This window comes from Marinobacter sp. ANT_B65 (genome assembly GCF_002407605.1).
Taxonomy (GTDB): Bacteria; Pseudomonadota; Gammaproteobacteria; order Pseudomonadales; family Oleiphilaceae; genus Marinobacter.
In genome coordinates, this window is the sequence record NZ_NXGV01000001.1 from 284,571 (window position 1) to 311,300 (window position 26,730).

A 26,730-nucleotide genomic window follows, 5' to 3' on the forward strand; every position below is an offset into this window, starting at 1 on the left:
TTCTTTTGCGGTAGCTTTCAGGATTCAGGGTGAATCCGGGCGCGAATAAGTTAAAGGATAACGCAGGGTTAATAAATTAACAGGGCGGGAGTATGACAATGCCGTAGTGTTGGGCCAAAATACATTTATTATTTTTCCGCTTTATTGTTACGTATAAGCATAAAAAGGAGTTCGCTGTGGCTATTACTGTTTCGATTGAGCTGAGCCGGGAGCTTGAAATTCCAGCCAGTTACGACGAGGTGTTTGAGTTGCTGGCTGATGTGCCCCGCTCTGCGAGCTATTTTCCTAAGGTAGATAAGCTGGCGGATCTGGAGGGCAACATCTACCGATGGGAAATGGAAAAAGTCGGTGTCGATAAGTACGCTATCCAGGCGATTTATGCATGCCAGTACGTTTCAGATAAAGATGCCGGAAAAATTATCTGGGAGCCGGTAAAGGGAGAGGGTAACGGAGTAGTCCATGGGTCCTGGGCGTTGACGGCGAAAGGCGACAAAGCTACGGCTCTGAAGTTTCATACCTGCGCCGAGCTGACATTGCCGCTGCCCAGCCTGCTTAAGCTTGCCATCAGCCCTGTCATCAAACATGAATTCAATGGTTTGGTGGATACGTATATGAAAAATCTGAAGAATGCTTTCTGAATAATTTGTGTTCAGTCTCACACTATCGTGCCGATTAACCCGGCTATGGGACTCCTGCAGGCATAAAAGGTATAATCCGCGAATCAAGTTTTCCGGCGTTGTGCCACCTAAATCTGCTACGGAGTCCCCATGGCCGAACGTAAGGCTCGGGTAGAACGAAATACCCTTGAAACCCAGATCACCGTTGAGATCAATCTCGACGGTACCGGTAAATCCAGTTTCGAGACTGGAGTCCCGTTCCTTGATCACATGATGGAACAGATATCCCGTCATGGGATGGTCGATCTGAACATTGTCTCCAAAGGCGACCTGCACATAGATGACCACCACACTGTAGAAGATATCGGCATCACCCTCGGTCAGGCCTTTAAACAGGCTGTAGGTGATAAGAAAGGTATTCGCCGGTATGGTCACGCCTACGTACCTCTGGATGAGGCGCTTTCCCGCGTGGTTATTGATCTCTCAGGCCGCCCAGGCCTGATTATGGAGGTGCCCTATACCCGGGGCATGGTAGGCGGGTTTGATGTCGATTTGTTTGAAGAGTTTTTCCGTGGGTTCATCAACCACGCGATGGTGACCATGCACATCGATAACCTTCGCGGCAAAAATACTCACCACCAGATCGAAACTGTGTTCAAAGCATTCGGCCGCGCCTTGCGTATGGCTGTTGAAATGGATGAGCGCATGGCGGGTGTTACTCCGTCTACCAAAGGCCTGTTGTAAACCGCCACTCAAGGACCTGCACTAACCATGAAAACCGTTGCCATCATCGACTACGGCATGGGGAACCTTCACTCTGCCCGTAAAGCGGTAGAGCATGTGGCCCCGGATACCAGAGTTCTGGTAACCGATAACGCTGATCTGATTCGTGAAGCCGACCGGGTGATTTTGCCCGGTGTCGGCGCAATCCGTGACTGTATGGCTGAGATGCGTCGCCATGGGGTGGATGAGCTGGTGCGGGAAGTCTCCCGTGATCGTCCATTTCTGGGTATTTGTGTCGGCATGCAGGCGCTTATGTCCCGCAGCGAAGAAAACGGTGGCGTTGACGGCATCAACCTCTTCCCTTCTGAAGTACGTTTCTTCGGTGAGAATCTTGTAGAAAATGGCGAGCGCCTGAAGGTGCCTCACATGGGCTGGAACGAGGTGTATCACACCAAAGAACACCCGCTTTGGCAGGGTATTCCTGATGGAGACCGCTTCTACTTTGTGCACAGTTACTACGCAGAGGCAGAAGGCAATGCGGATATCGCCGGGCGCAGCCATTACGGCGTTGATCTGGCGGCTGCAGTGGCTCGGGATAATATTTTTGCTGTGCAGTTTCACCCGGAGAAAAGTGCCCGGGCAGGACTGCAACTTCTCAAGAACTTTACTGACTGGAACGGAACATGCTGATTATTCCCGCCATTGATCTCAAAGACGGAAAGTGTGTGCGCTTGCGCCAGGGCCGGATGGACGATTCCACCGTTTTTGGTGGTGATCCTGTTGATATGGCCACCCGTTGGGTGGAGGCCGGAGCCCGCCGGTTGCACCTTGTGGACCTGAATGGCGCATTTGCAGGTGAGCCGGTTAACGGGGAGATCGTCCAGGCCATCGCTCGTAAATACCCCGATTTGCCAATACAGATTGGCGGCGGTATTCGTACTGCAGAAACTATTGAGGCTTATCTCAAAGCCGGTGTGCAGTGGGTAATTATCGGGACCAAAGCGGTGAAAGAGCCGGAATTTGTGACTGAAATGTGTAAGCGCTTCCCTGGCCATATTATCGTAGGCCTGGACGCCAAAGATGGCCGCGTAGCTACAGATGGCTGGGCCGAAGTGTCCGAAGTTATGGCGACTGATCTTGCGAAGCGGTATGCCAATGATGGCGTTGAGGCGATTGTTTATACCGACATCAACCGTGACGGCATGATGCAGGGCGTAAACGTTGAAGCTACAGCGGCCCTGGCCGAAGAGGGTGGTATACCCGTTATTGCTTCCGGTGGTGTTACCAACATGGATGATCTCGAACGCCTGGCGCCCGTTGCCAGCAAGGGCATCATTGGCGCTATTACCGGCCGGGCTATATACGAAGGCACCCTGGATGTTGCGGAAGCCCAGGCATTCTGTGACTCTCTGAAAGGCTGAACAAGGTAGATTTATGGCACTGGCAAAACGCATTATTCCCTGTCTGGATGTGGACAAAGGGCGTGTTGTAAAAGGCGTGAACTTTGTGGATATCCGGGATGCCGGCGACCCCGTGGAAGTGGCGCGTCGCTATAACGAGCAGGGTGCTGACGAGATCACCTTTCTGGATATTACAGCAAGCCACGAAAGTCGTGACACGACCTATGAAACAGTTGAGCGGATGGCGGCGGAAGTTTTCATTCCGCTGACGGTCGGTGGGGGTGTTCGTACGGTCGATGATATCCGTAAGCTGTTAAACGCCGGTGCAGACAAGGTTGCGATTAATACAGCGGCGGTATTCAACCCGGAGTTTGTGCAGGAAGCTGCAGAACGCTTTGGTAGTCAGTGCATTGTGGTGGCGATTGATGCCAAGCAGGTCAGCGCTGAAGGCGAAACGCCGCGCTGGGAGATCTTTACCCATGGAGGCCGAAAGCCAACAGGGCTGGATGCCGTGGAATGGGCGCGCAAAATGGTGGAAATGGGTGCCGGCGAACTGTTGCTGACAAGTATGGACAGAGATGGCACCAAGGTCGGGTTTGATCTTGGTCTGACCCGTGCGGTCAGCGATGCCGTAATCGTTCCTGTGATTGCCTCAGGTGGTGTGGGTGAGCTTCAGCATCTGGCGGATGGCGTTACCATGGGAGGCGCAGATGCAGTGCTCGCAGCGTCTATTTTCCATTTTGGTGAGCACACAATCCCCGAAGCCAAGGCCTTCATGAAGGCTCAGGGAATCGAAGTCCGGGATTAATCCTTCCTGGCAAAGGCAGGCCTTATGGCCTGCTTTTCCCCTTCTGCAAACATCTTCTGGTTGTTGTTACGGATAGCCCAGAGACCGCTTACTGTGGCAATGGCAACGCCTTGCTCATCCAGCAGCGGAAGATGCTTTTCGAGATAATCGATGGTCACAGTATGTGGATGGCCAATGCCAATCGCGCTTCCGTTTTTCTTGGCCCGCCGCACCAGTTCCCTGAATTGCTGGTCTATAAACTCTTCAGTTTGCTCGTGGTCCAGAAACACGTCCCGTGTCATGGTGGGTATCTGATAAGCCTCGGCAACATCGCCCGCTACTGATGAAGCTATAGTCCGGCTATCGATAAAATAAACCGGATAGCGGTAGAGTTCTTTCATCACCCAGTCCATGGGTTCGAGTTGCTGGGTCAGCAGGCTGCCCATATGGTTGTTCACGCCTTGTACATAGGGGATGGATTTCAGAGCGCGGCGCAGTGTGGCAGTCACACTCCGCTCATCCATATCTGACGTTAACCCTCCAGGACCAAGGCTGAAGTTCCGTGTGTTGGCCATGGGCGCGTGCAGCATGATCTCTTTGTTACGACTGTGCGCCAGACGAGCAAGAGTATCTGTGTGCCGCCGATAGGGCAGGAATGCCAGGGTCAAGGGTTGATCGATGTTGGCGAGGCGTTCCCCCTCATGCAGGTTGTGCCCCACGTCATCGATAATGATAGCAATGGTTGGCGGAACAGAACCTGTTACGGGTTCCGCGGCTACTGCGCCGGCAGCCAGGCTGGCCAAGGCTGCCAGGATAAGCACCCTTGGTGTCAGGCCAGACATAGACTTCACTGTACTGAATCAGCTCTTTGGGGGGTAAGAATGTGCAGCCCTTTCAGCAGATTGAGTGCTGAGCGTAGCTGGTAGTCGCGGTCTGTTACAGAGCCCGCCTGACTTTCTGCTTCTGAGTGCTCATTGCCAGCTTCTGAGCCAACAGCTTTCTCATCCTGGCCAATGAGGTGGCCGCTCAGGTCCGCTTCGGTAAAGAATGGACGGCTGTCCAGCTCCTTGAGTTCCGCTGGCCGTACCTCGATGTCCGGCTCAATCCCCGTGGCTTGTATGGAGCGGCCATCTGGAGTGTAGTAGCGGGCGGTTGTCATTTTGATAGCGTGGGTTTCATCAAGCGGGATAACCGTCTGGACACTGCCCTTGCCAAAGGACTGTGTACCCATGATCACGGCCCGCTTATGGTCTTGCAACGCACCTGCAAGGATTTCGGAAGCGGATGCCGAGCCGCCGTTAATCAGAACAACAATGGGGGTGCCAGCCATCACGTCGCCGTCCTGAGCGCTGAAACGAAGGCGCGAGCTCTGGATTCTGCCCTCGGTATATACAATCAGCCCTTCATCCAGCAGTGCGTCAGCCGTTGCTACCGCCGCCTGCAGCACGCCGCCCGGGTTGTTGCGCAGGTCAAGCACCAAGCCGTCGAGATCGCCGCCATTATCTTCTTTGAGCTTTTTCAGGGCTTTGGTGAACTGTTCTCCAGTCTCCGCCTGGAACTGGGTCAGGCGCACGTATCCGTAGCCGTTTTCAATCATGCGGCTCTTTACGCTGGTAACCTTGATAACATCCCGTTCAACGTCGATCTCGACCGGAGCATTATCTCCTTCACGCATAACGGTCAGAGTGAGTATGGTGCCAGGCTTGCCGCGCATCAGCTGAACAGCTTCATCCAGGCTCATGCCTTTTACCGGCTTTTCATCAAGCTTGATGATCAGATCACCAGCCCGGACGCCGGCCTGCTGAGCCGGAGTGTCGTCAATCGGAGCTATAACTTTCACAAAGCCGTTTTCCATGCCTACTTCAATGCCCAGGCCGCCAAATTCACCAGAGGTGCTTTCCTCCAGCTTTTCGTAGTCTTTGGGGGCGAGATAGGTGGAATGTGGATCCAGGTCTGAAAGCATACCTTTGATGGCGCTTTCCAGTAGCTGGCGGTCGTCTACGTCTTCAACATAGGCCGCCTTGATACGGGCAAAAACTTCTGTGAATTTGCGCAGATCATCCAGAGGCAGCTGTTTCTCCGGATCGGGCAGGGTGATTTCAACACGTTCGCCATTCTGGATGCCTTCCAGAATCTGCGAGTTGTCTGGTGAGCTGTCCTGGGCGATGGCCAACCCAGGAAATGCAATGAAACAGGCCGCAAGGATGGCTGAGCGCAAAGGTAAGGCTTGGAGTGTACTTCGGACCCGTTTCATTCACATATCCCGTGGTTATTCCGGTAGTTAAACTGAGATCTGAGCTGAGAGTCGAGCAAAACAGCCGGCTGAATTCTCCGCTCCGACAGTATGGCGTCAGCGGGCGCATTTGTCAGCCCTGCTACGGGTGCTCACTTGCCCAGCCAGCGCCCTGGATTATCTGGTTTTCCATTATGGCGCACCTCAAAATACAGCGCCGGGTTTTCTGTGCCACCCGTGCGGCCTGCCAGGGCAATGGCCTCTCCGGCTGCGACCCAGTCGCCAGGGCTGGTAAAGAGGCTGCTGCTATGGCCATAGAGTGTCATGTAGCCATCGCCGTGATCAATAATTGTTATCAACCCGAATCCTCTGAGCCAGTTGGCGAAAACAACTCTGCCATAGTGGATGGCTTTTACTTCCGCACCTTCGGAGGTCTGAATAAGCAAGCCGTTCCTGCTGAGTTTGCCATTTGCGTATTTCTCGCCAAACCGGCTGGTGACCTTGCCTTGTGCGGGCCATGGAAGCTTGTTTCTGAGCGATGAGAAGGGCTGGGATTCGTTCGGGGAAGGAATGTTTGCAATAGCTTGCTGTACTTCCGAAAGCAGCTTTTCCAGGCGTTCGCGATCGGATTCCAGCTCGTCTTTTTCGCCACGACGGTTATGGATGTCCTGCTTGAGGGCTGCCAGTGTTTTCTCGCGTTCCTGGAGGGAGGCTTTAAGCTGCTGCTGGCGTTTAATGACGCCTTCTTCGGTTTTTGCGAGTTCGGCCCGGGTACTTTGAGCCGCAGCCTGTGTATCTTTCAGTTCTCGCAGGTTTTTGTGGAAGGTTTCCAGGCGTCCCAGGGTGTCGCGGCTGAGGTATTCGTAGTAAGTCATGGTCCGGGCGATGTTGTCCGGATCTATCTCGTTAAGCAGTATTTTGACTGCAGGGGCGTCGCCTTCCATCCAGGCAGTGCGGATCTGTTTTTTCAGGCTTTCGCGCTGCTTCTCCAGGGTTCGTGTCAGCTCCCGCTCGTCGCTCTGGAGCCTGGAGAGACGCTGCTGTTGCGCTTTTACCTGTTCGCGTAGAGATCGTCGCTCCTGGGTCAGGCGGCTGATTGAGCGTTCGGAGGCAGCAAGTTGCTGCTCAAGAGATGAACGGTCCTTCTCTGCGTCGGCCAGCCAGTCGTCGATATCCTCAATGCGTTCCTTGAGGGCTTCAATCTGGGCGGGTGTAACCTCCTGCTCCGATGCTGCTGGCGCTGCACTCAGTACAAACGTGAGTGCGAGCGCAGCTACTGCAGTCAGTCGCAAGGGTATGGCCTGTTTCCGGATCAACCGATTTTGACCAGACTGTGCCCGGTCATTTCCTTCGGTTGATCAAGGCCCATCAAGGTGAGCAGGGATGGTGCCACATCGCTCAGACTGCCGCCGTCCTTCAGGCATATCTGGCGGCTACCCGTGTAGACAAGGGGAACCGGGCCAATAGTGTGAGCGGTGTGAACCTGGCCAGAGCTGGGGTCTGTCATCTGCTCGCAGTTGCCGTGGTCGGCGGTTATCAGCGCCTGGCCATCCACTTCGTCCAGTGCTTCGACTACGCGTTGCACACACTTGTCCAGGCATTCTGCGGCCTTGATGGCAGCATCCAGTTTGCCGGTATGACCAACCATGTCTCCGTTGGCATAGTTGCACACCACCAGGTCGTATTTGCCGCTCTTGATGGCTTCCACCAGCTTGTCGGTGACTTCCGGAGCGCTCATTTCAGGTTGAAGATCGTAGGTGGCTACCTTGGGAGAGGGCACCAGAATCCGGTCTTCGCCGGCAAAGGGTGTCTCCAGGCCGCCATTAAAGAAGAAGGTAACGTGTGCGTACTTTTCCGTTTCTGCAATGCGAAGCTGGGTTTTGCCCAGTCCGGCCATATACTCGCCCAGGCCGTTGACCAGTTGCTCGGGGGGGTAGGCACATGAGGCCTTGATATCTGCGGCATATTCGGTAAGCGTGACAAAGTCGGCAAGTTCCGGGTGTTTCTGGCGCTTGAACCCGTCGAAGTCCACGTCTACGAAAGCGCGAGTCATCTCCCGGGCGCGATCGGCACGGAAGTTCATGAACAATACCGCGTCGCCATCATTGATGGTGCCGGCGGGTTCGCCAGCACTCTGCATATGGGTCGGTTTTACAAACTCGTCGTTTTCGCCGCGCTCATAGGCCTGCTCCAGACCTGCAACGGGATCTGTTGCGGTGAATTCTGATTCACCCAGAGTCATCAGGTTATAGGCAGTTTCGACTCTGTCCCAGCGGTTGTCCCTGTCCATGGCAAAGTAACGGCCTACAATCGATGCTACGCGGCCTACGCCCAGGCTTTTGAGCTTTGCTGAGGCTTTTTCCAGTGAGGGGCGAGCGCTGCGAGGCGGCATGTCGCGGCCATCGAGGAACGCGTGAATATAGACTTCTTTTGCGCCCCGTGCGGCCGCAAGTTCCGCAGCTGCGAGAACGTGGTCCTCATGGCAGTGCACTCCGCCCGGTGAAAGCAGGCCCATGAGGTGAACAGCCCCACCATTGTTTATGGCTTTATCGATTGCAGAGCAGAGAGCCTTGTTTTCGTTAAAGGTACCCTCTTCCAGATCCTTGTCGATGCGCGTCAGGCTCTGATACACCACACGACCTGCGCCCAGATTCATGTGCCCGACTTCCGAATTGCCCATTTGGCCCTGAGGCAGGCCGACAAACATACCGGATGTGTTTATGAGTGTTTTGGGCCTGGTTTCCCAGAGCTTGTCCCAGAAGGGAGTATTGGCGTTGCTGATGGCGTTGTCGGCGGCGGGGTCACGATGGCCCCAGCCGTCCAGAATTATCAGTGCTGTCGGCTTGCGCAATGCTGTCATCATTCAGTCCGGAAGTAGAGTGGTGATAAGTTTTCTGAAGTAGGGGTGAAGCTTATCCATTTTTGCACTTTGAGGCCACAGTCATCGCCTGCAAGGTCACCTTCTGTCTGGCGAGCAGGCTGTGTATAATCCGCCCAAACTTATTTTCAGGGTTACCTCATGGATCGGTTGTTTGAATTTGTCGTTAACCACTACATTCTGGCCTCGCTGTTTGTGGCCTTTCTGGTCGCTATTCTGATTCTGGAGTCCCGGCGTGGTGGTGCTAAAATCTCTGCCCAGGCTGCGGTAAGCCTGATTAACCGGGATGAAGCCATAGTGGTTGATATCCGTGACCGTAAAGAGTTTGGCGAGGGGCGCATCACAGGTTCGGTCAATATTCCTCTGAACAGCCTGAAGAGCCGCGCCTCTGAACTGAAGAAGCATCAGGACAAGCGGATCATCGTAGCAGACAAGATGGGCCAGCATTCCGCCATGGCGGTCAAGCAGCTCAACGCCGAGGGTTATGCTAATGTGGTGCGCCTGAATGGGGGCGTTGCCGACTGGAGAGCCAGCAATCTGCCGCTGGTGAAAAAATAGCAGGTGCTGCCGCAGAGCTTGATCTGAGCGTCTATCTGCCGCACTGTTTTGGATTAGGCGCCCCGCCAGACAGAAGACTGTTCCGGCAAATGCAAATATATAATGGGCTATTGGCCCACTCTAAGACTCGCTACAAAAACCGAAAGGATTGAACATGGCTGAGAATCAGCAAGCCGCCGCAGGCAATGAAAACCAGAACCAAGCCCAGTTTGCGCTTCAGCGTATTTATGTGAAGGATCTCTCTTTTGAGTCCCCGAACTCTCCTATGGTATTTCAGGAACAGTGGAAGCCACAGGTAAGTCTGGACCTGAACACTGCTCATACAAAAGTCAGTGATAATCAGTATGAAGTAGTGCTGTCCCTGACCGTTACAACGAAAATAGACGAGAAAGTTGCTTATCTTGTTGAGATTCAGCAGGCCGGTGTGTTTGTCGTATCTGGCATTGAAGGGCCACAACTCGGGCAGATGCTGGGTGCATACTGCCCGACTATTTTGTTCCCCTACGCCCGTGAAGCAATCGACGGTGTGGTTAACAAAGGCAGCTTCCCGGCGTTGATGCTGGCACCGGTTAATTTCGATGCGATCTATGCCCAGGCGCTTCAGCGTAAGCAGGAAGAGGCTGCTGGTGAAGCAGGAGAAGAGCAAAAGACTCACTGATTGCTCGCACCAAGCTTGCTCTCCACACAGCCCGGCATCGCCGGGCTGTTCTGTTTCTGGGCCGTTATTTTCCCGGTTTATCCTTTCTGTGCTATTCCTTTCCTTCAACTAAGAATAAAACTCATTATCAAAAGCTTGATTTAAGTTAATAAATAAATAAGAATCTGTCGCATTCGTATTAATGTTTGCGAGGTTCGCTTTGATATCTTCTGCTTTTCGATTGCCGGCTTCTGGCATGTGCTCACTTGTGTTGTTCTCCATGGCCATGGGCCCCGAGGCCGCCTATGCCACCAGTTATCTGGATGAGCTGGTGGTGACCGGAACGCGCAGTGAGCGAACGGTTCTCGACACCCCCGTGCGTACTGAAGTTGTTACTGACAGAGAGATAGAAAGCACCCACGCCCGCAATCTTAAAGAAGCTTTGATTAACGTGCCGGGCCTGCAGTTGCGGGAAATACATGGTAAGCCAGGTTATGAAGTGTGGCTGCAGGGTATTGATGCCGACCGTGTGCTCGTGCTGGTGGATGGCATGCCCCTGAGCGCAACGACTGGCTCTGCTATAGATGTAAGCCAGCTTGCAGTGCTGGATATCGAGCGGATTGAGGTGGTGAAAGGCGCAGTTTCGGCTCAGTACGGCAGTGCAGCTATGGGCGGGGTTGTTAATGTAATTACCCGTGGTGTGGACTCCGGAGTCAAAGGAACCTTCTCTGCTGATGCCGGTACTTACGGTGACCAGAATCCCTCCGGAGAGAAATGGGATGCTGCCCGCTACAGCGGCCGCGCGGCGGTCTCTGCCGGTAATGAACAGTGGGGCGTGCGGGTGTCCGGTTCATCGCAGCACTCTGATGGCATCGACCCGGAGCCGGAAACCTGGGACCGCCCCGGGGATGAGTACGATCGCAACGACGCGACGGTACGAGTGGATTGGCAGCCGGCAGAGAACAACAGGCTTTCCTGGTCAGGTTCGGTATTTGATGAGAATTCCAGTTCCCGGTACAGCACGCTTCCCGGGGGCACCATCAATCAGGGTAAAGACGAAGAAGTGCGTCGTCTCAGAACTACCCTGACTGGCGATCATAGTGATGGCAATGGATTGCGCGGGCATTGGGCATTGCTGCATGAGCAGCTGAGTGATGATACCTCCAAGTATTCTGTCGCTGGCACCTTTGATCAGCGTGAGGCAGATATTTCCATCTCCCAGGCTTCCGGACATGTCGAATCTGCGGTGGGCGACACACACAGTGTCCAGGTTGGCGCAGACCTGAGGCATGAAACGCTTGAACAGTACAAGGACGGTGTCTCAGAGCTTGCCAGCAACGAAGAATTTTCCAGGAAGGGGTATGAACTTTGGGCACAGGATACCTGGTTTGTGTTGGACAACCTGGAGATCGTCAGCGGCCTGCGTGGGCAGCGGGATTCGGACTTTGGTAATCATCTGGCTCCCAAGATCAATGCCCGTCTTGGTTTTGAAGATGGCGTGGGGTTTGACAGTTTTCTGCGAGCAGGTGTGGGTTCAGGCTATCGTGTTCCCAACCTGAAAGAGCGTCACTACCGTTTTGACCACAGTGAGTTGGGGTACATCGTTAATGGTAACCCCGACCTGGAAGCCGAATCATCTGTTAGCTATCAACTGGGTATTGGCGGCCATTATGAAAAGAAGATTTGGTTTGATGTAAACGGTTTTTTCAATGATATCGATGAGCTGATTCAAACCGGTGCAGACCAGGAGGCAACGGATGCGCGCACGGACAATGTTCAGGTCTACAGCTACAGCAACGTTGATCAGGCCCGTACATGGGGCGTTGAGTCGACAGTAGGTTGGGAAATCTCCGAAGGCTGGTGCATATCTGCCGGGTATACCTGGACCGAAACAGAAGATGTGGCAACGGGCTATGACCTCAATAACCGCCCAAAACACCAGCTGCAGGTTTCTATAGATGGCCTGACAGGTTTGCAGGGCTTGTCATGGTCTGTAAGAGCCCGTAACCAGAGCTCTGAATACGTTGATGCCTCTCAGGATAGAAAATCCCCCGCTTATAGCTCTGTCGATTTCAAGCTCAATTACCGGCTCATCCCTGAACTAAAGTTGTTTGCGGGCATAGACAACCTTACTGACACCCAGCGCGACTTTTCCGATCCTGACGACTTCCAGCCCATTGCCGGTAGATTTCTCTATACCGGTTTCTCTATGACTCTTGGCAGCCAATGACTGCCACCCTTATTTCAGCAAAAAGGAACCATGATATGGCTCAGCACAAACTGAAGTACCTGGCGCCCGCCCTTGGTCTGATGATGACCGCGTGTGGCGGTGGCAGTGAAAACAAGATGGCCGGAGAAACAGGCGAAGGGGGGGCGGAAGATAAGGATTACAGTCAGCAAGTGATTGATGCAATGACTGAAACCCGGTATCTGAACCTGGCAACCGGAGAGACGGTTGCCAGTGATGGCGATTGGCACCTGGCCTTCAATCGCACCAGCGTGTTGCTTAACTCCGGGGATTCTGGGAATGGCAGTGTTGCGGGCGCTGTGGGGGATGAGCAGGCGGAGTTTTACGATGTCGCCGGTGACCCGGATCTTAACAAGTTTATTGGCGCAACAGCGGATGGCGAGCTTGATCATCTCAAGGATTCATTTCCTGTGCCCGAAAGCTGGACGTCTGATGGCGTGGTCTATGCGTTTGGAGATGGCTGGTCGGTATATGGAGAGGGAGGCGTTATTTCAGAGGTTCCCGATATAGGGTATCTGGTTCGTTCCGCTGAAGGGGACAGCTATGCCCGAATGCGGATTATGGATTTTAATTTTCCGACCAGATCCGGTGGTGGTATTGAGAGCTTCGACCTGGAATTTGAAGTTCAGAGTGCTGGAACCACGCAACTCTCAGGTACAACGATACATTTCAATGAGCCGCAAGGGTATGACGGCGGCGATGCCTGTTTCGATTTCGACGCCAATGCAGCGGTCGACTGTTCAACTTCGGATACCTGGGATGTTCTGGTCGGTTTTTCTGATCGTGAGTGGTATCTCAAAACCAACAGTGGGCCGTCCGGGTCTGGGCAGGGTGGAGCACTTGGCCCGATTCCCTGGTCAGAGTTATCAGCATACACGAGCGCAACGATTGACAATGCAACAGGTGAATCTCTTGCCCAGGCCTACTCATCAGACTCTACGGGCGGCCTGTTCACAGATAACGGCTGGTACGCCTATAACCTTCAGGGAGCCCATAAACTATGGCCCAACTTCCGTGTATATCTCATCGACAGTGACTCCGAAGATGCTTCGGCGCCGGTATACGCAGTGCAGATTATCAATTACTACGGGGCTGACGGTAACAGTGGCCAGCCTGAAATCCGTTGGAAAGAAATCAGCCTGACAACCGGGGAGAATTGAGATGGAAGCACTGGCGACTCAATCTGAAATGTCTCTTGCCCAGCGCTGGCAGCAACTGCTTGAGGAGCAGCCCGGCCTGCGTATTCGTAACGCAGCTGAAGCTCTCGGTGTCAGCGAACTGGAGCTCTTGTTCAGTCGCAGCGATGGCGTACAGCCATTGAAGCGGGAGTTCGGAGCGCTGATGTCGGCAATGGATGATGTGGGTGATGTGATGATTCTTACCCGCAACAACCAGGTTGTGCATGAAGTAACCGCTACGTTCAAAAAGTTCACGGTGGCCGGAAAAGGGGCCATGGGGCTTGCGGTGGGGGATATTGATATACGGGTATTTCTTAACCAGTGGGCGCACGGCTATCTGGTGACAGAACGTACCGGTAAAACTACCCGGGAAAGCCTGCAGTTTTTCAGCGATCACGGGGCCGCTCTGCACAAGATCTATAAAACGGGCACAACAAATACAGATGCCTGGGATCTTCTTTTGCGAAGCTATCTCGACAACGAACAGCCGTTTCCGGAGCTCTTGGCTGCGCCGGTGCGTGAGCCGCGGGCTGATGCCGGAACGGTCGATGTTGCTGCCCTGAGCAAAGACTGGTCGGAACTCAAAGACGTTCATCATTTCCATGCAATGCTCAAACGCAACAAGGTAGACCGCCTGACGGCGGTTGAGCTGATTGGCGCGGAGTGGGTAACCCGTCTGAAAACCTCCCCCCCGGAGACCCATTCGCCTCTGGATCAGATTCTGGAACAGGTCAGATCCAGCCGCTGTCCGATAATGGTGTTTGTGGGCAACCCCGGGATTGTCCAGATTTTCACCGGGACAGTAGATAACCTGAAGCGCACTGGCCCCTGGATGAATGTACTGGACAAGAGTTTCAACCTGCACGCCAATACCCATGGCATTTGCGACTGGTACGTTGTTCGCAGGCCGTCGGCAGATGGCATGGTGACATCGGTGGAAGGCTATAACGCACAGGGTGACATAGTGATCACCTTGTTTGGAAAGCGTAAACCGGGACAGCCGGAGTCCAAAGACTGGCAGAGGGAAGTTGACAGGCTGGAGACTGCGCTATGCGAATGAATACCCTGGTAGCTTTTTTTGCTGCCTGCCTGTCGTTTTCCATGATGGCGCAAGCCGGACAGCCGAGAATTGTCAGTGCTGACGGCAGTATCACGGAAACGGTCTACGCCTTGGGGGCGGAGGAAAGTCTGGTGGGTGTGGATACTACCAGTAACTATCCGCCGGAGGTGCGGTCGCAGCCACGGGTGGGCTATTTGAGAGCTTTGCCATTTGAGGGTGTACTGGCATTGCGCCCGGATGTACTCCTTACAACTATGGAGGCTGCTCCGGACAGAACCCTTGAGCGGCTGAAGCAGGCCGGGGTGGAGGTGATCCAGCTACCTGTTGCACGTTCGCCTCAGGACACCATGGCGCGTATTCGTGAGGTTGGCCGGGTTCTTGGCAAGGGCCCGGAGGCAGGAGCCATGGCTGCGGATATTCAGAAAAGAATTGAGCGCATTGGCATCAATACTCAAGGCAAGCCAGCGCAAGTGTTGTTTCTTATGGCGGCGGGGAATCACGGCGTGATGATTGCCGGCCAGGATACGGCTGCCAGTGCTCTTCTTGATGCTCTTGGGGCAGGCAATGCAATGGGCGATATGAGTGGTTATAAACCGGCAAATCGAGAGGCTCTGCTTGCCTCCCGTCCGGATGCCATTGTTGTTGCGGAATCCCGCCCTGGTCAGTTTGATATAGCTCAGTGGCCCCAGTTGGCGGCACTGGATGCGTGGAAGCAGGGCCGGTATTACGTAGGAGACAGCATGTTGCTACTCGGCTTTGGCCCCCGGCTGCCACAGGCTATGGAAGAGGTTGCGGGTGTATTGACTGAAGCCAGGCCGGTTGCCAGTGCCAGTGATTGATGGTGCTGGCCGGCTGGCACAGGGGCCGGCTTTACTGATGATCCTTGGGGCCGCGCTTGCGGTCTCTGTGGTTTCAGTTACCAGTGGCGCCTACCCTCTCTCTACGGTCGATATTCTGGGGCTGCTGCAAGGTGATCTTGATGACGAGATTGCCCGCATGGTGCTTTTCGATGTGCGCTTACCCCGTCTGATTCTTGGTTTTCTGGTGGGCGCCGTACTGGCGGTTTCAGGTGCGATCCTGCAAGGTCTGTTCCGCAATCCGCTTGCAGACCCCGGGCTTATAGGAGTCTCTGCGGGGGCATCCCTGGCGGCGGTTGCCGTCATTGTGCTTGGCGGAACCTGGCTGGGTGGATGGCTGGATCTGGCCGGCGTGTGGGCTCTCCCGATAGCAGCGTTTGCTGGAGGTAGCGGTACGGTTTTTCTGGCCTGGCGCATTGCCCGGAGAGCGGGCCGGACATCTGTAGCTACCCTGCTGCTGGCGGGGATTGCCATCAATGCTATTGCAGGCGCGGGTACGGGCTTGCTGACCTTTTATTCGTCGGATGAAGAGCTGCGCTCACTGACCTTCTGGACAATGGGAAGTCTGGGGCATGCAGCCTGGGATGATGTGGCCATGGCTGGCCCCTGGCTTTTGCTGTCATTGTGCGCTGCACCTTTTCTGGCCAGGCCACTGGATGCTTTTCTGCTTGGCGAACACGTGGTTGGCCACCTGGGTTACAACGCAGACTGGGCCAAGCGCGCCGCCGTGCTGATTGCAGGGCTTGGCGTGGGTGCGGCAGTGGCTGTCAGCGGTCTGATTGGTTTTGTAGGGCTGGTTGTGCCCCACCTGGTGCGGCAGGCACTGGGTGCAGGGCATCGGATTGTAATACCCGCAAGTGCTCTTGCCGGTGGAACATTGCTGGTGGGCGCGGATTGCCTGGCGCGGGTTGTTGTGGCTCCGGCGGAACTGCCTATCGGTTTAATGATGGCATTGATCGGTGGCCCGTTTTTCCTGTTGTTGCTACTGAGAACGAGGATAACCTGATGCTTTTGCAGGTCGACGATCTGGGTATTCATCTGTCCGGCAAGCCGATTGTTGAAAGGCTTGGCTTTAAACTGGATGCCGGGGAATTACTTGTAGTGCTCGGCCCGAATGGCGCGGGAAAATCTACGCTGCTTAAAGGGCTGGCGGGTGAACACAAGCTTGCTGCAGGGCAGGTGATGTTTGCCGGGAGGCCTATGACAAACTGGTCGAACCGGGATCTGGCGAGGCAGAGGGCTGTTATGCCCCAGAGGGTTGAGGTGAATTTCCCTCTGACGGTAGAGGAGGTTGTTCGTCTTGGCCGCCCACCCGAACCCCTGTCGCTGAGTATGCCTGTGCTTGCGGAGCTGATGGAATTGCTGGACATAGCCCATCTGCAGCACCGCCTGGTACCTGGCCTTTCCGGCGGGGAACAGCAGCGGGTTCAGCTTGCACGGGTTCTGGCGCAGATATGGGACGCAAAGGGCCCTGTGTTGCTGCTGCTGGATGAGTGCACTTCGGCACTGGACCCGGCCCATCAGCAACAGGTGTTTTCATTGCTTCGACGACTGGCGCGTCAGAGAGGATTTGCCGTGCTGGCCGTTGCTCACGATCTTAATCTGGCCGCCAGGTTTGCTGACCGGTTGATGTTGCTTCATCAGGGGCAAGTTCATATCGATGGACTGCCTTCGGAGGTGTTAACCGAAGGTGTGTTGGCGAAGGTTTACGGCCTGTCTGCGAGAATCCTGGAACTGGAGGAGGGCTATCCGCTGGTCATCCCACGGGACGATTCGCACAAGCCCGGTTACTCCTGGCCTTCGTTATCAAGGTTGGCGCCGGGAAATCCGAGCTGTCGCCAGGCTTCGTAAACTACCAGAGCGGTGGTGTTCGACAGGTTCAGGCTGCGACTCTCGGGGCGCATCGGAACTTTCAGGCAGTGCTCTGCGGATAATCCCTCACGTACATCTGCCGGCAGCCCTCGGGTCTCCGGGCCAAACATCAGGTAGTCATCCTCCTGATAAGCTACCTGATGATAGTAGCGGCGACCTTTTGTGGTGAGGCCGAACAGGCGCCCGGGCCGTTCGCTGTCGAGAAAGGCCTGGTAGCTCTTGTGTACCGTTACCGAGGCATACTCGCTGTAGTCCAGTCCGGCCCGCCGCATCTGCTTGTCTTCCAGGGTAAAACCCAGGGGCTCAATCAGATGCAGCCGGCAACCGGTGTTGGCGCACAGCCGGATGATATTGCCTGTGTTAGGCGGTATTTCCGGCTCGTAAAGCACCACATTCAGCATTCTGTTTTAGCGCTCCACGGCCAGGGCGACGCCCATGCCGCCGCCGATACACAAGGTCGCCAGACCTTTGCGAGCATCGCGACGAACCATTTCGTGCAGCAGTGACACCAGAATACGACAGCCGGAAGCACCAATAGGGTGGCCAAGGGCAATAGCGCCGCCGTTCACGTTGACTTTGCCGGTATCCCAGCCCATGTCGCGGTTGACCGAGATGGCCTGGGCCGCAAATGCCTCATTGGCTTCCACGAGGTCCAGATCGTCAGTGCTCCAGTCAGCCAGTTTCAGGCAACGCTGGCTCGCAGGAATCGGGCCGGTGCCCATAACAGACGGGTCAACTCCGGCACTGGCGTGAGCCTTGATTGTTGCCAGCGGGGTCAGGCCCAGTTCTTTGGCTTTCTCCGCGCTGCACACCATAACAGCCGCTGCGCCATCGTTCAGTGAGGAGGCATTGCCTGCTGTTACGGTACCGTCTTTCTTGAAAGCGGGACGCAGCTTGCCGAGGCCTTCACTGGTCACGCCATCGCGTGGGCCTTCGTCTTTACTGACGACAATCGGATCGCCTTTACGCTGGGGAATGGAAACCGGAACTATCTCGCCATCGAAGCGCCCGGATTCACGGGCATCAACGGCTTTTTTCTGCGAGGCTGCGGAGAATGCGTCCTGTTCTTCGCGGCTGATGCCGTATTTTTCAACAATATTTTCGGCCGTTATACCCATGTGGTAATCGTTAAAGGCATCCCACAGGCCGTCCGTGATCATGGTGTCGATCATGGTCCAGTTGCCCATGCGCTGGCCATTTCGGCTGTTGGGCAGAACGTGAGGGGCCAGGCTCATGCTTTCCTGGCCGCCCGCAATAATCATGTCTGCATCGCCGCAGCGGATGGCCTGAGCTGCCATATGTACTGCTTTGAGACCAGAGCCACAAACCTTGTTGATGGTCATGGCTGGCACAGAAGCCGGAATGCCCGCGTTGATGGCTGACTGGCGGGCAGGGTTCTGGCCTGAGCCTGCTGTGAGAACCTGACCAAGAATCACTTCATTGATCTGGTCGCCGGCAACACCGGTTTCCTCCAGCAGGGCCTTGATGACTGCAGTACCAAGTTGGTCTGCACGGAGGCTGGAAAGGCCTCCGCCAAATGTTCCGATAGCCGTGCGTCGGGCGGCAACAATAACGACATCGCGCATGGTGTTTCTCCGGTTAGGTGGTTGTGCTGTAAGGGAGTGGCAAGCCGGGAACTGCCCTTACAGCATCAGAAGATGGCGCATATTGTACGCTGGAAAGGCCTTCCCGGCCAAAATGATGAGGAAGGAGTAACTGCGAAAGCACTCAGTGGTGGTCTGGATACCTGTTCTGGTTACATATTCAGACTTCGCCCGCCATCTACCGAAATGGTCTGGCCGGTAATAAACGGAGCCTCAGTCAGCAGAAATACAATTGTGCGGGCGATATCTTCGGGGGTACCTGTGCGTTTCAACGGAGTTTTGTCCAGAATTCTGCTCTGGTAGCCAACATCAACCGCCGCATCGCCATCTGGCCAGAGAATCGCCCCGGGAGAAACACCATTCACCCGCACTTGCGGCGCAAGATCTTTTGCCCATGAGCGGGTGAGGGCAGCGAGGCCTGCCTTGCTGGCGCAGTAAAGGGGGTGCTCTGGCAGTGGTTTTTCGCTGTAGATATCAATCAGGTTGACGACGCTGCCCATGCTTTTCTGGAGCGCCGGAAGGCAAGCCTGCAGAAGAAAGAAGGGCGCTTTGAGGTTGGTATGCATGATGCTGTTCCAGTCGTCTTCTGTAGCCTCGCAAGTGGGATTTGGGTAAAACACCGATGCGTTGTTCACCAGCGCATCCAGTCGCCCCCAATGAGCGATTGCCCCCTGGCCGAGTTGCGTAGTGTCTGCCATCAGATTCAGATCGGCCTGTAGGGCAACCGCGGAGTTCTGGCGCTGCTGATTCATAGTTTCCACAAGGTTTCTGGCTTGCTCTTCACGGCTCCGGTAATGAATAACCAGATTCCAGCCCCGTTCGTGGAGTCGTTGTGCCGTGTGTGCGCCAAGGCGATGCGCGGAACCGGTAATCAGGGCAACGGGAGTATGTGCCGGCATGCTTGATCCTCAAAAAGATGGGCGGGACACTGCCTGGGTTATACGGGACAGGCGTTCCGACCGGATTGCCTGGCCCAGCTCTTTACCCGAAAAGCCGCGCGCCATCAGAGTTTTAGGATCGACGCCATAGGCAGAGTCTGCGGCACTTTTGAGCGGTTTCAGCCGTTCACGGTCATCAGATCCAAGGGCACACTCAAGTACTCTGGTCAGGCTCGAAAAACGCTCGGGTCGCCGCCAGACGTCCGCTTTTTCAAGTAATTCGAGTAAAGTGCCGGCATCCGGCTGCGCTGGATCGAGTTGCCTGATGACCGGGATAAAAGCCACTGTCAGCCAGGCAAGTTGCTGGCAGTCATTAGGTGCTTTCAGTGCTTTCGCTCTTGCAGTACAGGTGGGCTCGTCAAGTGTGCAAAACAGTGCGGCGAGGCGCTCGGCTGTTGAACCTTCGGTTGCGTGGATGCATTGCAAGGCATCGAGGGCCGCGTTGAAGTCGGCGTCGGGGGACAGTTCGGGAATTAACACAGCGAGTGCGCCGCAGTCCCGTAATACCTGAAAAAAGGTAGCCGGAGACTGTTCGTGCAGGGCCCGTTGAATTTCCTGCCACACCCGCTCGGGTACAAGGTGCTCTACCTCGCCTTCGGCAACCATGTCATGCATCAATGCCATTGTTTCTGTGCAAACGCTAAAACCGAGAGGCTGGAAACGGGCTGCGAACCGGGCCGTCCTCATAATCCGCAGAGGGTCTTCTTTGAAGGCCTCCGAAACGTGGCGCAGTTTTCGTGCTTCCAGATCGGCTTGACCGTTAAACGGATCGGTCAGTTCGCCTTGCTCCGAGCGCGCAATGGCATTAATGGTCAGGTCCCGGCGTAACAGGTCTTCTTCAAGCGTCACATCCGGTGCGCTGTAAACACTGAAACCGTGATAACCGTGTCCCTGTTTGCGTTCGGTGCGGGCGAGGGCGTATTCCTCCCGGGTTTTTGGGTGCAGAAACACCGGGAAGTCGGACCCTACCTGGGTAAATCCCCGGGCAAGCATCTGCTCCGGGGTTGCGCCCACTACAACCCAGTCCCGGTCTTTGACCTTCAGGCCCAATAATTCATCGCGAACGGCACCGCCAACCAGATAGGTCTGCATGAAGCGTAAGATTCCTTTCGGAGAAGTTTCCGGGGATTATCCGTTTCCCGGGCGGGTCAGGCAAACCCGGGTTTTCTGGTGTGCCCGCATGATGCCAGTAATTCAGGGGCAGGTTTTTGCCGGTTTTACATTCCGGTTTATGAAAATATGAGAGAAGTCTCTATAAGTCAGCATGTTAACAAAACTGGCGTGAATCTTTCATGGGCTGGAGGAAACGATCTCTGGAGACAAGAACATGATTATTCGCTGGATAGTAATCCTTTTTCTGGCATTCACCCTGGCGGCCTGTACTTTATTTGGCGGAGACCAGAACAGCGATAAGAGCAGAGCGCAATTTGAAGGAAAGTTTGAACCCATCACAGTGCGGGTCAGCGGTTTCGGAACCTATGAAGATGTCAGTGCTGACAGGCTTAATACCCGCAAGCGCCTGATGGCTCGCAGAGCATCCCAGATGGACGCATACCGGAATCTGGCAGAGCGGGTGTATGGCACTGTCATCTACGGCAGCGCAACGGTGAACGACTTTGTTCTTCGTAATGACTCGTTCCGTACATATGTGGATAGCTACATCCGTGGCGCAAAAATGGTTGCTGTAAATGAACACAGCGACGGGGTTGTTGAGACTGTCATGGAATTGCGCCTGGAGCCACGCTTCCGCGCCTGCGTGTCCAGGGTTTCGGATGATCGGGTGCAGGACCTTTGCCCTATACCCATGCCTGGATACAACGACAGTGTCGGAGACGTTCAGAGTAAGAATGTAGACTCGCTGTACTATCTAGACTGATTTCAAGCCCGGCAGATTCTGAGGCACTGAAAATTGAACGAAAAAACGGGTAGGAAACAATGCGCAGGTTTATAACGGGGTTCGTGCGACTGTCGCTTTGGTCTGTACTGGTGAAGTTGATGCTGGTTGCGAGCGCTCACGCGGTTACTCTGGAAGGTGTAGGCCATGCCAGTATACATAATGATGATCTGGCTTCAGCGCGGTCTGAAGCCCGCAACGCGGCCATGCGTGATCTCGCGCTGCAGTACGAAGCACAGGTAAGTACCAGAGATACGATGGAAAACGGTGTCTTGACCGAATCCAGCATGCGCCTTGCTTCCAGCGCCAGAGCAAGGAACGTAGAAGTCATTGATGAGCATCGCAGAGGTAACCTTCTGCGTGTAACCGTACGAGGCGAAATCTCTGCCGGGCAGGCCAGTTGTGACGGTGGAGCGAGCGGCCGGTTGAAAAAGCGGGTGGCTATAACCGGGTTTCCGCTTCTGTACCCGGAGCAGGCCCGTTTAGGGCGCATAGATGATGCCGGCGAAATCCTGCCGCAGCACCTTCAGCAAGGTCTTCGCGAAGCCGGTCACCTGCAGGTATTTTCTGCCACAACATCGCGCTTGTTTCCTGATCTGTTGAACGCACCGACGGTGCAGCAGAATGACAACAGACTAACCAATGTGATCCAGCTGGCCAGGGAAATGGGTGTGCAGTTCGTAGTGGCTGGTGTTATCAGGGATATTGGCGTTGCTGACCCGGCAGCATGGGGCACTTCTGTTCTGGACAAGATGCGGCGTGGTATGGGTTCTACTGATATGCGTCGGCGGTTGGCGGTAGATGTGGTGGTTCTGGATGGCTTCAGTGGCTCGCCCATTTTTCAGCAGCGCTTTGAAACTGCAGCCGACTGGAATGCCAGCCCTGGCAGCTCAGCTGGTTTTGGTTCCGAGGGTTTTCGTAAAACTCACTATGGCCAGGCTGTCGCTGGTGTAATCGGGGATATGGCCCGGGCAGTAACCGAAGCACTTGCCTGTCAGCCTTTTATGACACGCATTACCCGGGTAGATGGACAGCTGGTTACCCTGGCGTCAGGCGCAACAGCAGGTTTGCGGCCGGGGGATGAACTTCACCTTTACCGCAGTGCCCGTTATTTCGATTCTCTGGGCGGCACGCCGGAGCTCAGCGATAGTCAGATGAAAGTGACGCTTGATAACGTCCATCCTGATTTCAGCAACGGTACCATGCCCAGGGTTGGTGGGCAGGTGAATATTCAACGGGACGATATTGCCATTATCTGGTAGCTCACAGTAAACCTGTGAGCTGATCAGGCAGCTGTTTTTGCCGCGGCTATATCGCGAATCTTTCCTACCATGGCCCGCAGCCCGTTTCCGCGGGTCGGGGAAATATGCCGGAACAGATCGAGGCGTTCAAACAGTTCGTCGATATCGGTTGCCAGTAAATCTCTTGGCGACTTGCCATTCAAGGCAACCAGAATCATCGCCGCCAGGCCACGAACGATCATGGCGTCAGAGTCAATCAGCAGGTAGAGTTTGTCGCTGGTCTCATCGTAGTAAGAGATCAGCCACACCTGACTCTGGCAGCCATGAACATAGTTTTCTTCTGTCCGGGCATCTTCTGGAAAGGCAGGCAACTGTTTGCCGAGATCTATAATAAATGCGTATCTGTCTTCCCAGTCGTCCAGGAACTCGAAGCCGTCGAGCACGTCTTCAAGGCTCGGGTTTTTTCCGAGTGGGTTGTCCAGAAAATCCTGTTCCGTAGCAGCCATTTACAACATTCCCAATTCGAGCTTGGCTTCGTCTGTGAGCATGTCATTGTTCCAGGGCGGATCAAAGGTAAGTTCTACGGTTACCTTGTCCACATTGGGCACGTGCTCAACTTTAACCTTCACATCTTCAGTAATGACCGGCCCCATACCGCAGCCTGCGGCAGTCAGCGTCATCAGTATGAAAACCTGATTGCCGTCCTCTGTGCCGTTTTCGATCCGGCATTCGTAGATCAGGCCCAGATCGACCACATTAACGGGAATCTCAGGGTCGTAGCAGTTACGCAGGGCTTCCCAGATCTGGTTCTCGTTAATGCTTCCATCAGCAGGGGTCTCGAAACTGCTTTCCAGCGGCTTCTTGCCCAGGGCATCGGCGTTGTGGCCTTCAATGCGGGCAAGATTACCATTGACTGCCACGGTAAAGGTACCACCCAGTGACTGTGTGATCGTCACAAAGCTGTCGACCGGGATCATTATTTCCGTTCCGCTGGGAACAAGGCGGGCTTCCACCTCGCGTTTGGTCAGGACGACTTCACGTTCTTGCATGCCTGGTTAAACCTCATTTCATGCGGAGAGGGGGAAGGATCAAGCTACTGTAAAGCTCTCACCGCATCCGCACTCGGCGGTTGCGTTAGGGTTGCGGAACTGGAACATGGAGTTCACACCCTCGGTGACAAAATCGATTTCGATTCCGTTTACCAGAGGCAGGTGTTCTTCCTTCACAAACACATCAACGCCATCAATGTTGAACACTCTGTCGTCAGATGAGACTTCATCTACCCACTGGGTTTCATATTTGAAGCCGGAGCATCCGCTTTTTCTGATCGCCAGCCGGATACCTTTGGCATCGCTCTTTTTGTCGAGCTGCTTGCGCACGTGTTTGACGGCACTTGGCGTCATGGTAACGCCTACGATCGGAGTAAAGATTTCAGCTGTCATTGTGCCACCTCCATCAGGTAAACAGACGTTGGACTTTCTGCAAGGCGGTAAACAACTGATCCACCTCGTCCAGTGTATTGTAGAACGCAAAAGAAGCCCGGGCTGTACCGGGAACTCCGTAGAAATCCATCAATGGCATTGCGCAGTGATGGCCGGTACGAATGGCAATGCCCTGCTGATCCAGCAAGGTGCCTATGTCGCTGGGGTGCAGACCCTCGATTTTAAACGACATGACAGGCACTTTTTGCTTTGCGGTACCGATAATTGCCATGCCAGGAACAGTTTCAACCAGTTGGTTGGCGCGTTCCAGTAAGGCGTTCTCTGCCGCTTCCATTGCTTCTCTGTCGAAGCTGTTGAGGTACTTTATCGCCGCACCGAGGCCGACCGCTTCAGCGATCGCCGGCGTGCCTGCCTCAAACTTGTAGGGCAGGACGTTCCATGTTGTACGTTCGAAAGAAACCCGCTCGATCATCTCGCCACCGCCCTGATATGGAGGCATTGCCTCCAGCATCGCGGTTTTTCCGTAGAGCACGCCAATGCCAGTGGGGCCAAACAGTTTGTGGGATGAGAAAGCGTAGAAGTCGCAGTCCAGAGCCTGTACGTCCGGCTGAAAGTGGGGGACTGCCTGTGCGCCATCGAGCAGGGTGATGATGCCGCGGGCTTTAGCCTGGCTTACCATTTCTGCTACCGGGTTGACTGTGCCCAGAACGTTGGATGCGTGAGTGATGGCAAGTACCCGGGTACGATCGTTTAACAGGCTGTTGAACGATTCCATGTCCAGCTCACCCTGGGGTGTGATCTGGATTGGTACCACCTTTGCGCCAGTTCGCTCGGCAATCATCTGCCAGGGCACGATGTTGGCGTGGTGCTCCATGTGGCTCACCAGAATCTCGTCACCGGCCTTGAGGCGTGGTGCCAGGCCATTTGCCACCAGATTAATGGCTTCGGTGGTGCCACGGGTCCAGATGATTTCCTGCGTGCTGCGTGCATTCAGAAAACTGCGAACGGTTTCCCGGGCTCCTTCAAAGGCTGCTGTTGCGCGGTCCCCCAGGGTGTGAGCGCCCCGGTGTACATTGGAATGCATTTCCCGGTAGTAGTGGTCCATGGCATCCAGAACGGCGGTTGGCTTCTGCGCCGATGCACCGTTGTCCAGATATACCAGCGGCTTCCCGTTTATCTGTTGGGAAAGGATAGGGAAGTCCTGACGAATCGCCTGTACATCAAACGATTTGCAGGTAGCCGTATTTGCCAAGGACAGGTCACTCATGCCGCTCAGGCCTCCTGGAATGCTTTGTCAAAGAACTGATTGAGACGGGACTGAACAGTTTCTCTTACAGCTTCCACCGGAATCTGGCTTACCAGTTCATTGATGAATGCCATAGTCAGCAGCACATTCGCTTCCCGGCGGCCAATGCCGCGGGATACCAGGTAGAACAGAGATTCTTCATCGAGCTGGCCAATGGTTGCACCATGGGCGCACTTGACGTCGTCTGCGTAGATTTCCAGTTCCGGTTTGGTATCGATTTCAGCGCCAGTGGTGAGCAACAGGTTCTTGTTGTTCATATTCGCGTTGGACTTCTGGGCGTCCTGATGAATATAAATCCGACCGTTGAACACTGCGTGGGATTTGTCTGCTGCGATGTTGCGATAGGTTTCTTCACTATCGCAATGGGCCGCTACATGCTCGATGGTGGTGTGGTTATCGTAATGCTGGGTGCCTTGGGTAACCACTACACCGTTCAGCTTGCACTCCGCCCCTTCACCTTCCAGTCGCACCTGCAGGTCATGGCGGCGGAGGGGGCCGCCAAAGCCAACGCAGTGGCTTTCAAAGCGTGAGCTGCGTTGTTGTAATACGCCAGTGGCTCCAATGTGCTGTACGTTCTCGCCGTCCATGCTCAGGCGGATGTTTGTAACCCTCGCACCTTCTGCAAGAGTGAATTCGGTGACGGCATTAACCAGGACGGCTTCCTGCCCGCCGGAAATGTATTCTTCAACCAGGGTGATCTGGCTGTTGCGGCCCGCATCCACAAAAATCCGCGGAAAGGCGGACCCGCTGGCATCTGCAGTTACTTCATGAATGATGAACAATGGTTGATCAAGGACGGCATTCGGCTTTAGACGAATTACCAGACCATCTTCAAAACGTGCAGAGTTTATACCTGCAAACTGCACCGTTTTATTGTCCAGAGTACTGTCCAGACGTTCCGCCAGTTCACCGGCTTCTGCTTCTGAAAGATCACCAAAACGCTGGATAAGTATGTCGGCAAGATCCGGATACTCGCTGGCTTCCGGCATCATCACGCCATTGTTGAAAACCACTTTGTAGCCGGGAACCGCCAACGCACTGCCGGCCTTGCCCGCTGTTGGCAGTGAGATGGCCATCTCGTCAGTCAGCTTCAGGTACTTGCTGGAGTATTTCCAGTTTTCCGTTTTTCGCGTTGGCAGCGGCATATCTACCAGAGCGGCTCCACGTTGCTTGCGCAACGCAAGTAAGGGCTCAGGTAATGCCTGGCCGGCCGGGTGCAGGAACGCGGTGGAAAGGGTGGATGCTGGTTTCATTCCG

General features: G+C 54.8%; 29 protein-coding genes. 16 read left to right on the forward strand and 13 right to left on the reverse strand.

What is annotated here, in order from left to right; genetic code table 11:
• The first annotated feature begins 176 nt into the window (after positions 1-176).
• From CPA50_RS01295 to hisF, 5 genes are all read left to right on the forward strand, one after another.
• Positions 177-638, forward strand: coding sequence for an SRPBCC family protein (locus tag CPA50_RS01295; RefSeq protein ID WP_096780690.1), 462 nt, complete (start codon positions 177-179; stop codon positions 636-638).
• 129 nt (positions 639-767) lie between these two features.
• A complete protein-coding gene (gene hisB / locus CPA50_RS01300) occupies positions 768-1,361 on the forward strand; it encodes an imidazoleglycerol-phosphate dehydratase HisB (protein ID WP_096780691.1) in 594 nt (197 codons plus the stop codon).
• A 27-nt stretch (positions 1,362-1,388) separates the two neighbouring features.
• Complete coding sequence (hisH, locus tag CPA50_RS01305; protein ID WP_096780692.1) at positions 1,389-2,030, forward strand: imidazole glycerol phosphate synthase subunit HisH; 642 nt, start codon at positions 1,389-1,391, stop codon at positions 2,028-2,030.
• Complete coding sequence (gene hisA / locus CPA50_RS01310) at positions 2,024-2,761, forward strand: 1-(5-phosphoribosyl)-5-[(5-phosphoribosylamino)methylideneamino]imidazole-4-carboxamide isomerase (protein WP_096780693.1); 738 nt, start codon at positions 2,024-2,026, stop codon at positions 2,759-2,761. The genes hisH and hisA overlap by 7 nt, the downstream gene beginning before the upstream one ends.
• 13 nt (positions 2,762-2,774) lie before the next feature.
• On the forward strand, positions 2,775-3,548 hold the full coding sequence (gene hisF, locus CPA50_RS01315; protein WP_096780694.1) for an imidazole glycerol phosphate synthase subunit HisF: 774 nt from the start codon (positions 2,775-2,777) through the stop codon (positions 3,546-3,548).
• Here the strand turns inward: hisF and CPA50_RS01320 are convergent.
• The 4 genes from CPA50_RS01320 to gpmI all read right to left on the reverse strand — a co-directional run bounded on the left by CPA50_RS01320 (position 3,545) and on the right by gpmI (position 8,620).
• A complete protein-coding gene (locus tag CPA50_RS01320; RefSeq protein ID WP_096780695.1) occupies positions 3,545-4,369 on the reverse strand; it encodes a divergent polysaccharide deacetylase family protein in 825 nt (274 codons plus the stop codon). The genes hisF and CPA50_RS01320 overlap by 4 nt on opposite strands.
• A gap of 5 nt (positions 4,370-4,374) precedes the next feature.
• A complete protein-coding gene (locus CPA50_RS01325) occupies positions 4,375-5,781 on the reverse strand; it encodes a S41 family peptidase (RefSeq protein WP_096780696.1) in 1,407 nt (468 codons plus the stop codon).
• Positions 5,782-5,912: 131 nt separating this feature from the next.
• Positions 5,913-7,052 (reverse strand): murein hydrolase activator EnvC family protein, encoded by a 1,140-nt coding sequence (locus tag CPA50_RS01330; protein ID WP_096782277.1) that lies wholly within the window; start codon positions 7,050-7,052, stop codon positions 5,913-5,915.
• A 20-nt stretch (positions 7,053-7,072) separates the two neighbouring features.
• Complete coding sequence (gene gpmI / locus CPA50_RS01335; RefSeq protein ID WP_096780697.1) at positions 7,073-8,620, reverse strand: 2,3-bisphosphoglycerate-independent phosphoglycerate mutase; 1,548 nt, start codon at positions 8,618-8,620, stop codon at positions 7,073-7,075.
• Positions 8,621-8,779: 159 nt separating this feature from the next.
• On the opposite strand from gpmI, the gene CPA50_RS01340 reads away from it, so the two are divergent.
• From CPA50_RS01340 to CPA50_RS01375, 8 genes are all read left to right on the forward strand, one after another.
• Positions 8,780-9,196: a rhodanese-like domain-containing protein gene (locus tag CPA50_RS01340; protein WP_096780698.1), complete on the forward strand. Its 417-nt coding sequence runs from the start codon at positions 8,780-8,782 to the stop codon at positions 9,194-9,196.
• Positions 9,197-9,350: 154 nt separating this feature from the next.
• Complete coding sequence (secB, locus tag CPA50_RS01345) at positions 9,351-9,854, forward strand: protein-export chaperone SecB (RefSeq protein WP_096780699.1); 504 nt, start codon at positions 9,351-9,353, stop codon at positions 9,852-9,854.
• A 235-nt stretch (positions 9,855-10,089) separates the two neighbouring features.
• A complete protein-coding gene (locus CPA50_RS01350) occupies positions 10,090-12,063 on the forward strand; it encodes a TonB-dependent receptor plug domain-containing protein (protein WP_096780700.1) in 1,974 nt (657 codons plus the stop codon).
• 35 nt (positions 12,064-12,098) lie between these two features.
• The gene (locus CPA50_RS01355) at positions 12,099-13,241 is read left to right on the forward strand and encodes an HmuY family protein (protein WP_096780701.1); all 1,143 of its coding nucleotides are present in this window, start codon (positions 12,099-12,101) and stop codon (positions 13,239-13,241) included.
• A gap of 1 nt (position 13,242) precedes the next feature.
• Positions 13,243-14,319, forward strand: a complete 1,077-nt coding sequence (locus CPA50_RS01360; RefSeq protein WP_096780702.1) for a hemin-degrading factor — start codon at positions 13,243-13,245, stop codon at positions 14,317-14,319.
• Positions 14,310-15,158 (forward strand): heme/hemin ABC transporter substrate-binding protein, encoded by an 849-nt coding sequence (locus tag CPA50_RS01365; RefSeq protein ID WP_227519438.1) that lies wholly within the window; start codon positions 14,310-14,312, stop codon positions 15,156-15,158. Before CPA50_RS01360 ends, CPA50_RS01365 begins: the two co-directional genes overlap by 10 nt.
• 37 nt (positions 15,159-15,195) lie before the next feature.
• Positions 15,196-16,182, forward strand: a complete 987-nt coding sequence (locus tag CPA50_RS01370) for a FecCD family ABC transporter permease (protein ID WP_096782279.1) — start codon at positions 15,196-15,198, stop codon at positions 16,180-16,182.
• The gene (locus CPA50_RS01375; RefSeq protein ID WP_096780703.1) at positions 16,182-17,027 is read left to right on the forward strand and encodes a heme ABC transporter ATP-binding protein; all 846 of its coding nucleotides are present in this window, start codon (positions 16,182-16,184) and stop codon (positions 17,025-17,027) included. The genes CPA50_RS01370 and CPA50_RS01375 overlap by 1 nt, the downstream gene beginning before the upstream one ends.
• Here CPA50_RS01375 and trmL read toward each other — a convergent pair.
• The 4 genes from trmL to CPA50_RS01395 form a co-directional block, all read right to left on the reverse strand.
• Entirely contained in the window at positions 16,964-17,449 is a 486-nt protein-coding gene (gene trmL, locus CPA50_RS01380; RefSeq protein WP_096780704.1) for a tRNA (uridine(34)/cytosine(34)/5-carboxymethylaminomethyluridine(34)-2'-O)-methyltransferase TrmL, read from the reverse strand. The two genes, CPA50_RS01375 and trmL, sit on opposite strands and share 64 nt — an antisense overlap.
• Before the next feature lie 6 nt (positions 17,450-17,455).
• Positions 17,456-18,634, reverse strand: coding sequence for an acetyl-CoA C-acetyltransferase (locus tag CPA50_RS01385; protein WP_096780705.1), 1,179 nt, complete (start codon positions 18,632-18,634; stop codon positions 17,456-17,458).
• A 170-nt stretch (positions 18,635-18,804) separates the two neighbouring features.
• Entirely contained in the window at positions 18,805-19,551 is a 747-nt protein-coding gene (locus tag CPA50_RS01390; protein ID WP_096780706.1) for a pteridine reductase, read from the reverse strand.
• Positions 19,552-19,560: 9 nt separating this feature from the next.
• Positions 19,561-20,682 (reverse strand): multifunctional CCA tRNA nucleotidyl transferase/2'3'-cyclic phosphodiesterase/2'nucleotidase/phosphatase, encoded by a 1,122-nt coding sequence (locus tag CPA50_RS01395; RefSeq protein ID WP_096780707.1) that lies wholly within the window; start codon positions 20,680-20,682, stop codon positions 19,561-19,563.
• Between CPA50_RS01395 and CPA50_RS19400 the strand changes: the two genes are divergently transcribed.
• The 3 genes from CPA50_RS19400 to CPA50_RS01405 all read left to right on the forward strand — a co-directional run bounded on the left by CPA50_RS19400 (position 20,681) and on the right by CPA50_RS01405 (position 22,746).
• Positions 20,681-20,833 carry a hypothetical protein gene (locus tag CPA50_RS19400; RefSeq protein ID WP_179397130.1) on the forward strand — a complete coding sequence of 51 codons (153 nt, stop codon included), beginning with the start codon at positions 20,681-20,683 and terminating at the stop codon, positions 20,831-20,833. The genes CPA50_RS01395 and CPA50_RS19400 overlap by 2 nt on opposite strands.
• 84 nt (positions 20,834-20,917) lie before the next feature.
• Complete coding sequence (locus CPA50_RS01400; RefSeq protein ID WP_096780708.1) at positions 20,918-21,466, forward strand: LPP20 family lipoprotein; 549 nt, start codon at positions 20,918-20,920, stop codon at positions 21,464-21,466.
• A gap of 59 nt (positions 21,467-21,525) precedes the next feature.
• Entirely contained in the window at positions 21,526-22,746 is a 1,221-nt protein-coding gene (locus CPA50_RS01405; RefSeq protein ID WP_096780709.1) for a flagellar assembly protein T N-terminal domain-containing protein, read from the forward strand.
• Positions 22,747-22,769: 23 nt separating this feature from the next.
• Here the strand turns inward: CPA50_RS01405 and CPA50_RS01410 are convergent, their stop codons facing one another.
• Genes CPA50_RS01410 through sufD form a run of 5 tightly spaced genes read right to left on the reverse strand, consistent with a single transcriptional unit; the run spans position 22,770 to position 26,726 of the window.
• Positions 22,770-23,231: a SufE family protein gene (locus tag CPA50_RS01410; RefSeq protein ID WP_096780710.1), complete on the reverse strand. Its 462-nt coding sequence runs from the start codon at positions 23,229-23,231 to the stop codon at positions 22,770-22,772.
• Positions 23,232-23,774, reverse strand: a complete 543-nt coding sequence (gene sufT, locus CPA50_RS01415) for a putative Fe-S cluster assembly protein SufT (protein WP_096780711.1) — start codon at positions 23,772-23,774, stop codon at positions 23,232-23,234. It abuts the gene before it with no gap.
• Positions 23,775-23,813: 39 nt separating this feature from the next.
• Entirely contained in the window at positions 23,814-24,167 is a 354-nt protein-coding gene (locus tag CPA50_RS01420) for a HesB/IscA family protein (RefSeq protein ID WP_096780712.1), read from the reverse strand.
• A gap of 13 nt (positions 24,168-24,180) precedes the next feature.
• Complete coding sequence (locus CPA50_RS01425; RefSeq protein ID WP_096780713.1) at positions 24,181-25,434, reverse strand: aminotransferase class V-fold PLP-dependent enzyme; 1,254 nt, start codon at positions 25,432-25,434, stop codon at positions 24,181-24,183.
• 5 nt (positions 25,435-25,439) lie between these two features.
• Positions 25,440-26,726 carry a Fe-S cluster assembly protein SufD gene (gene sufD, locus CPA50_RS01430; protein WP_096780714.1) on the reverse strand — a complete coding sequence of 429 codons (1,287 nt, stop codon included), beginning with the start codon at positions 26,724-26,726 and terminating at the stop codon, positions 25,440-25,442.
• Positions 26,727-26,730 lie beyond the last annotated feature (4 nt).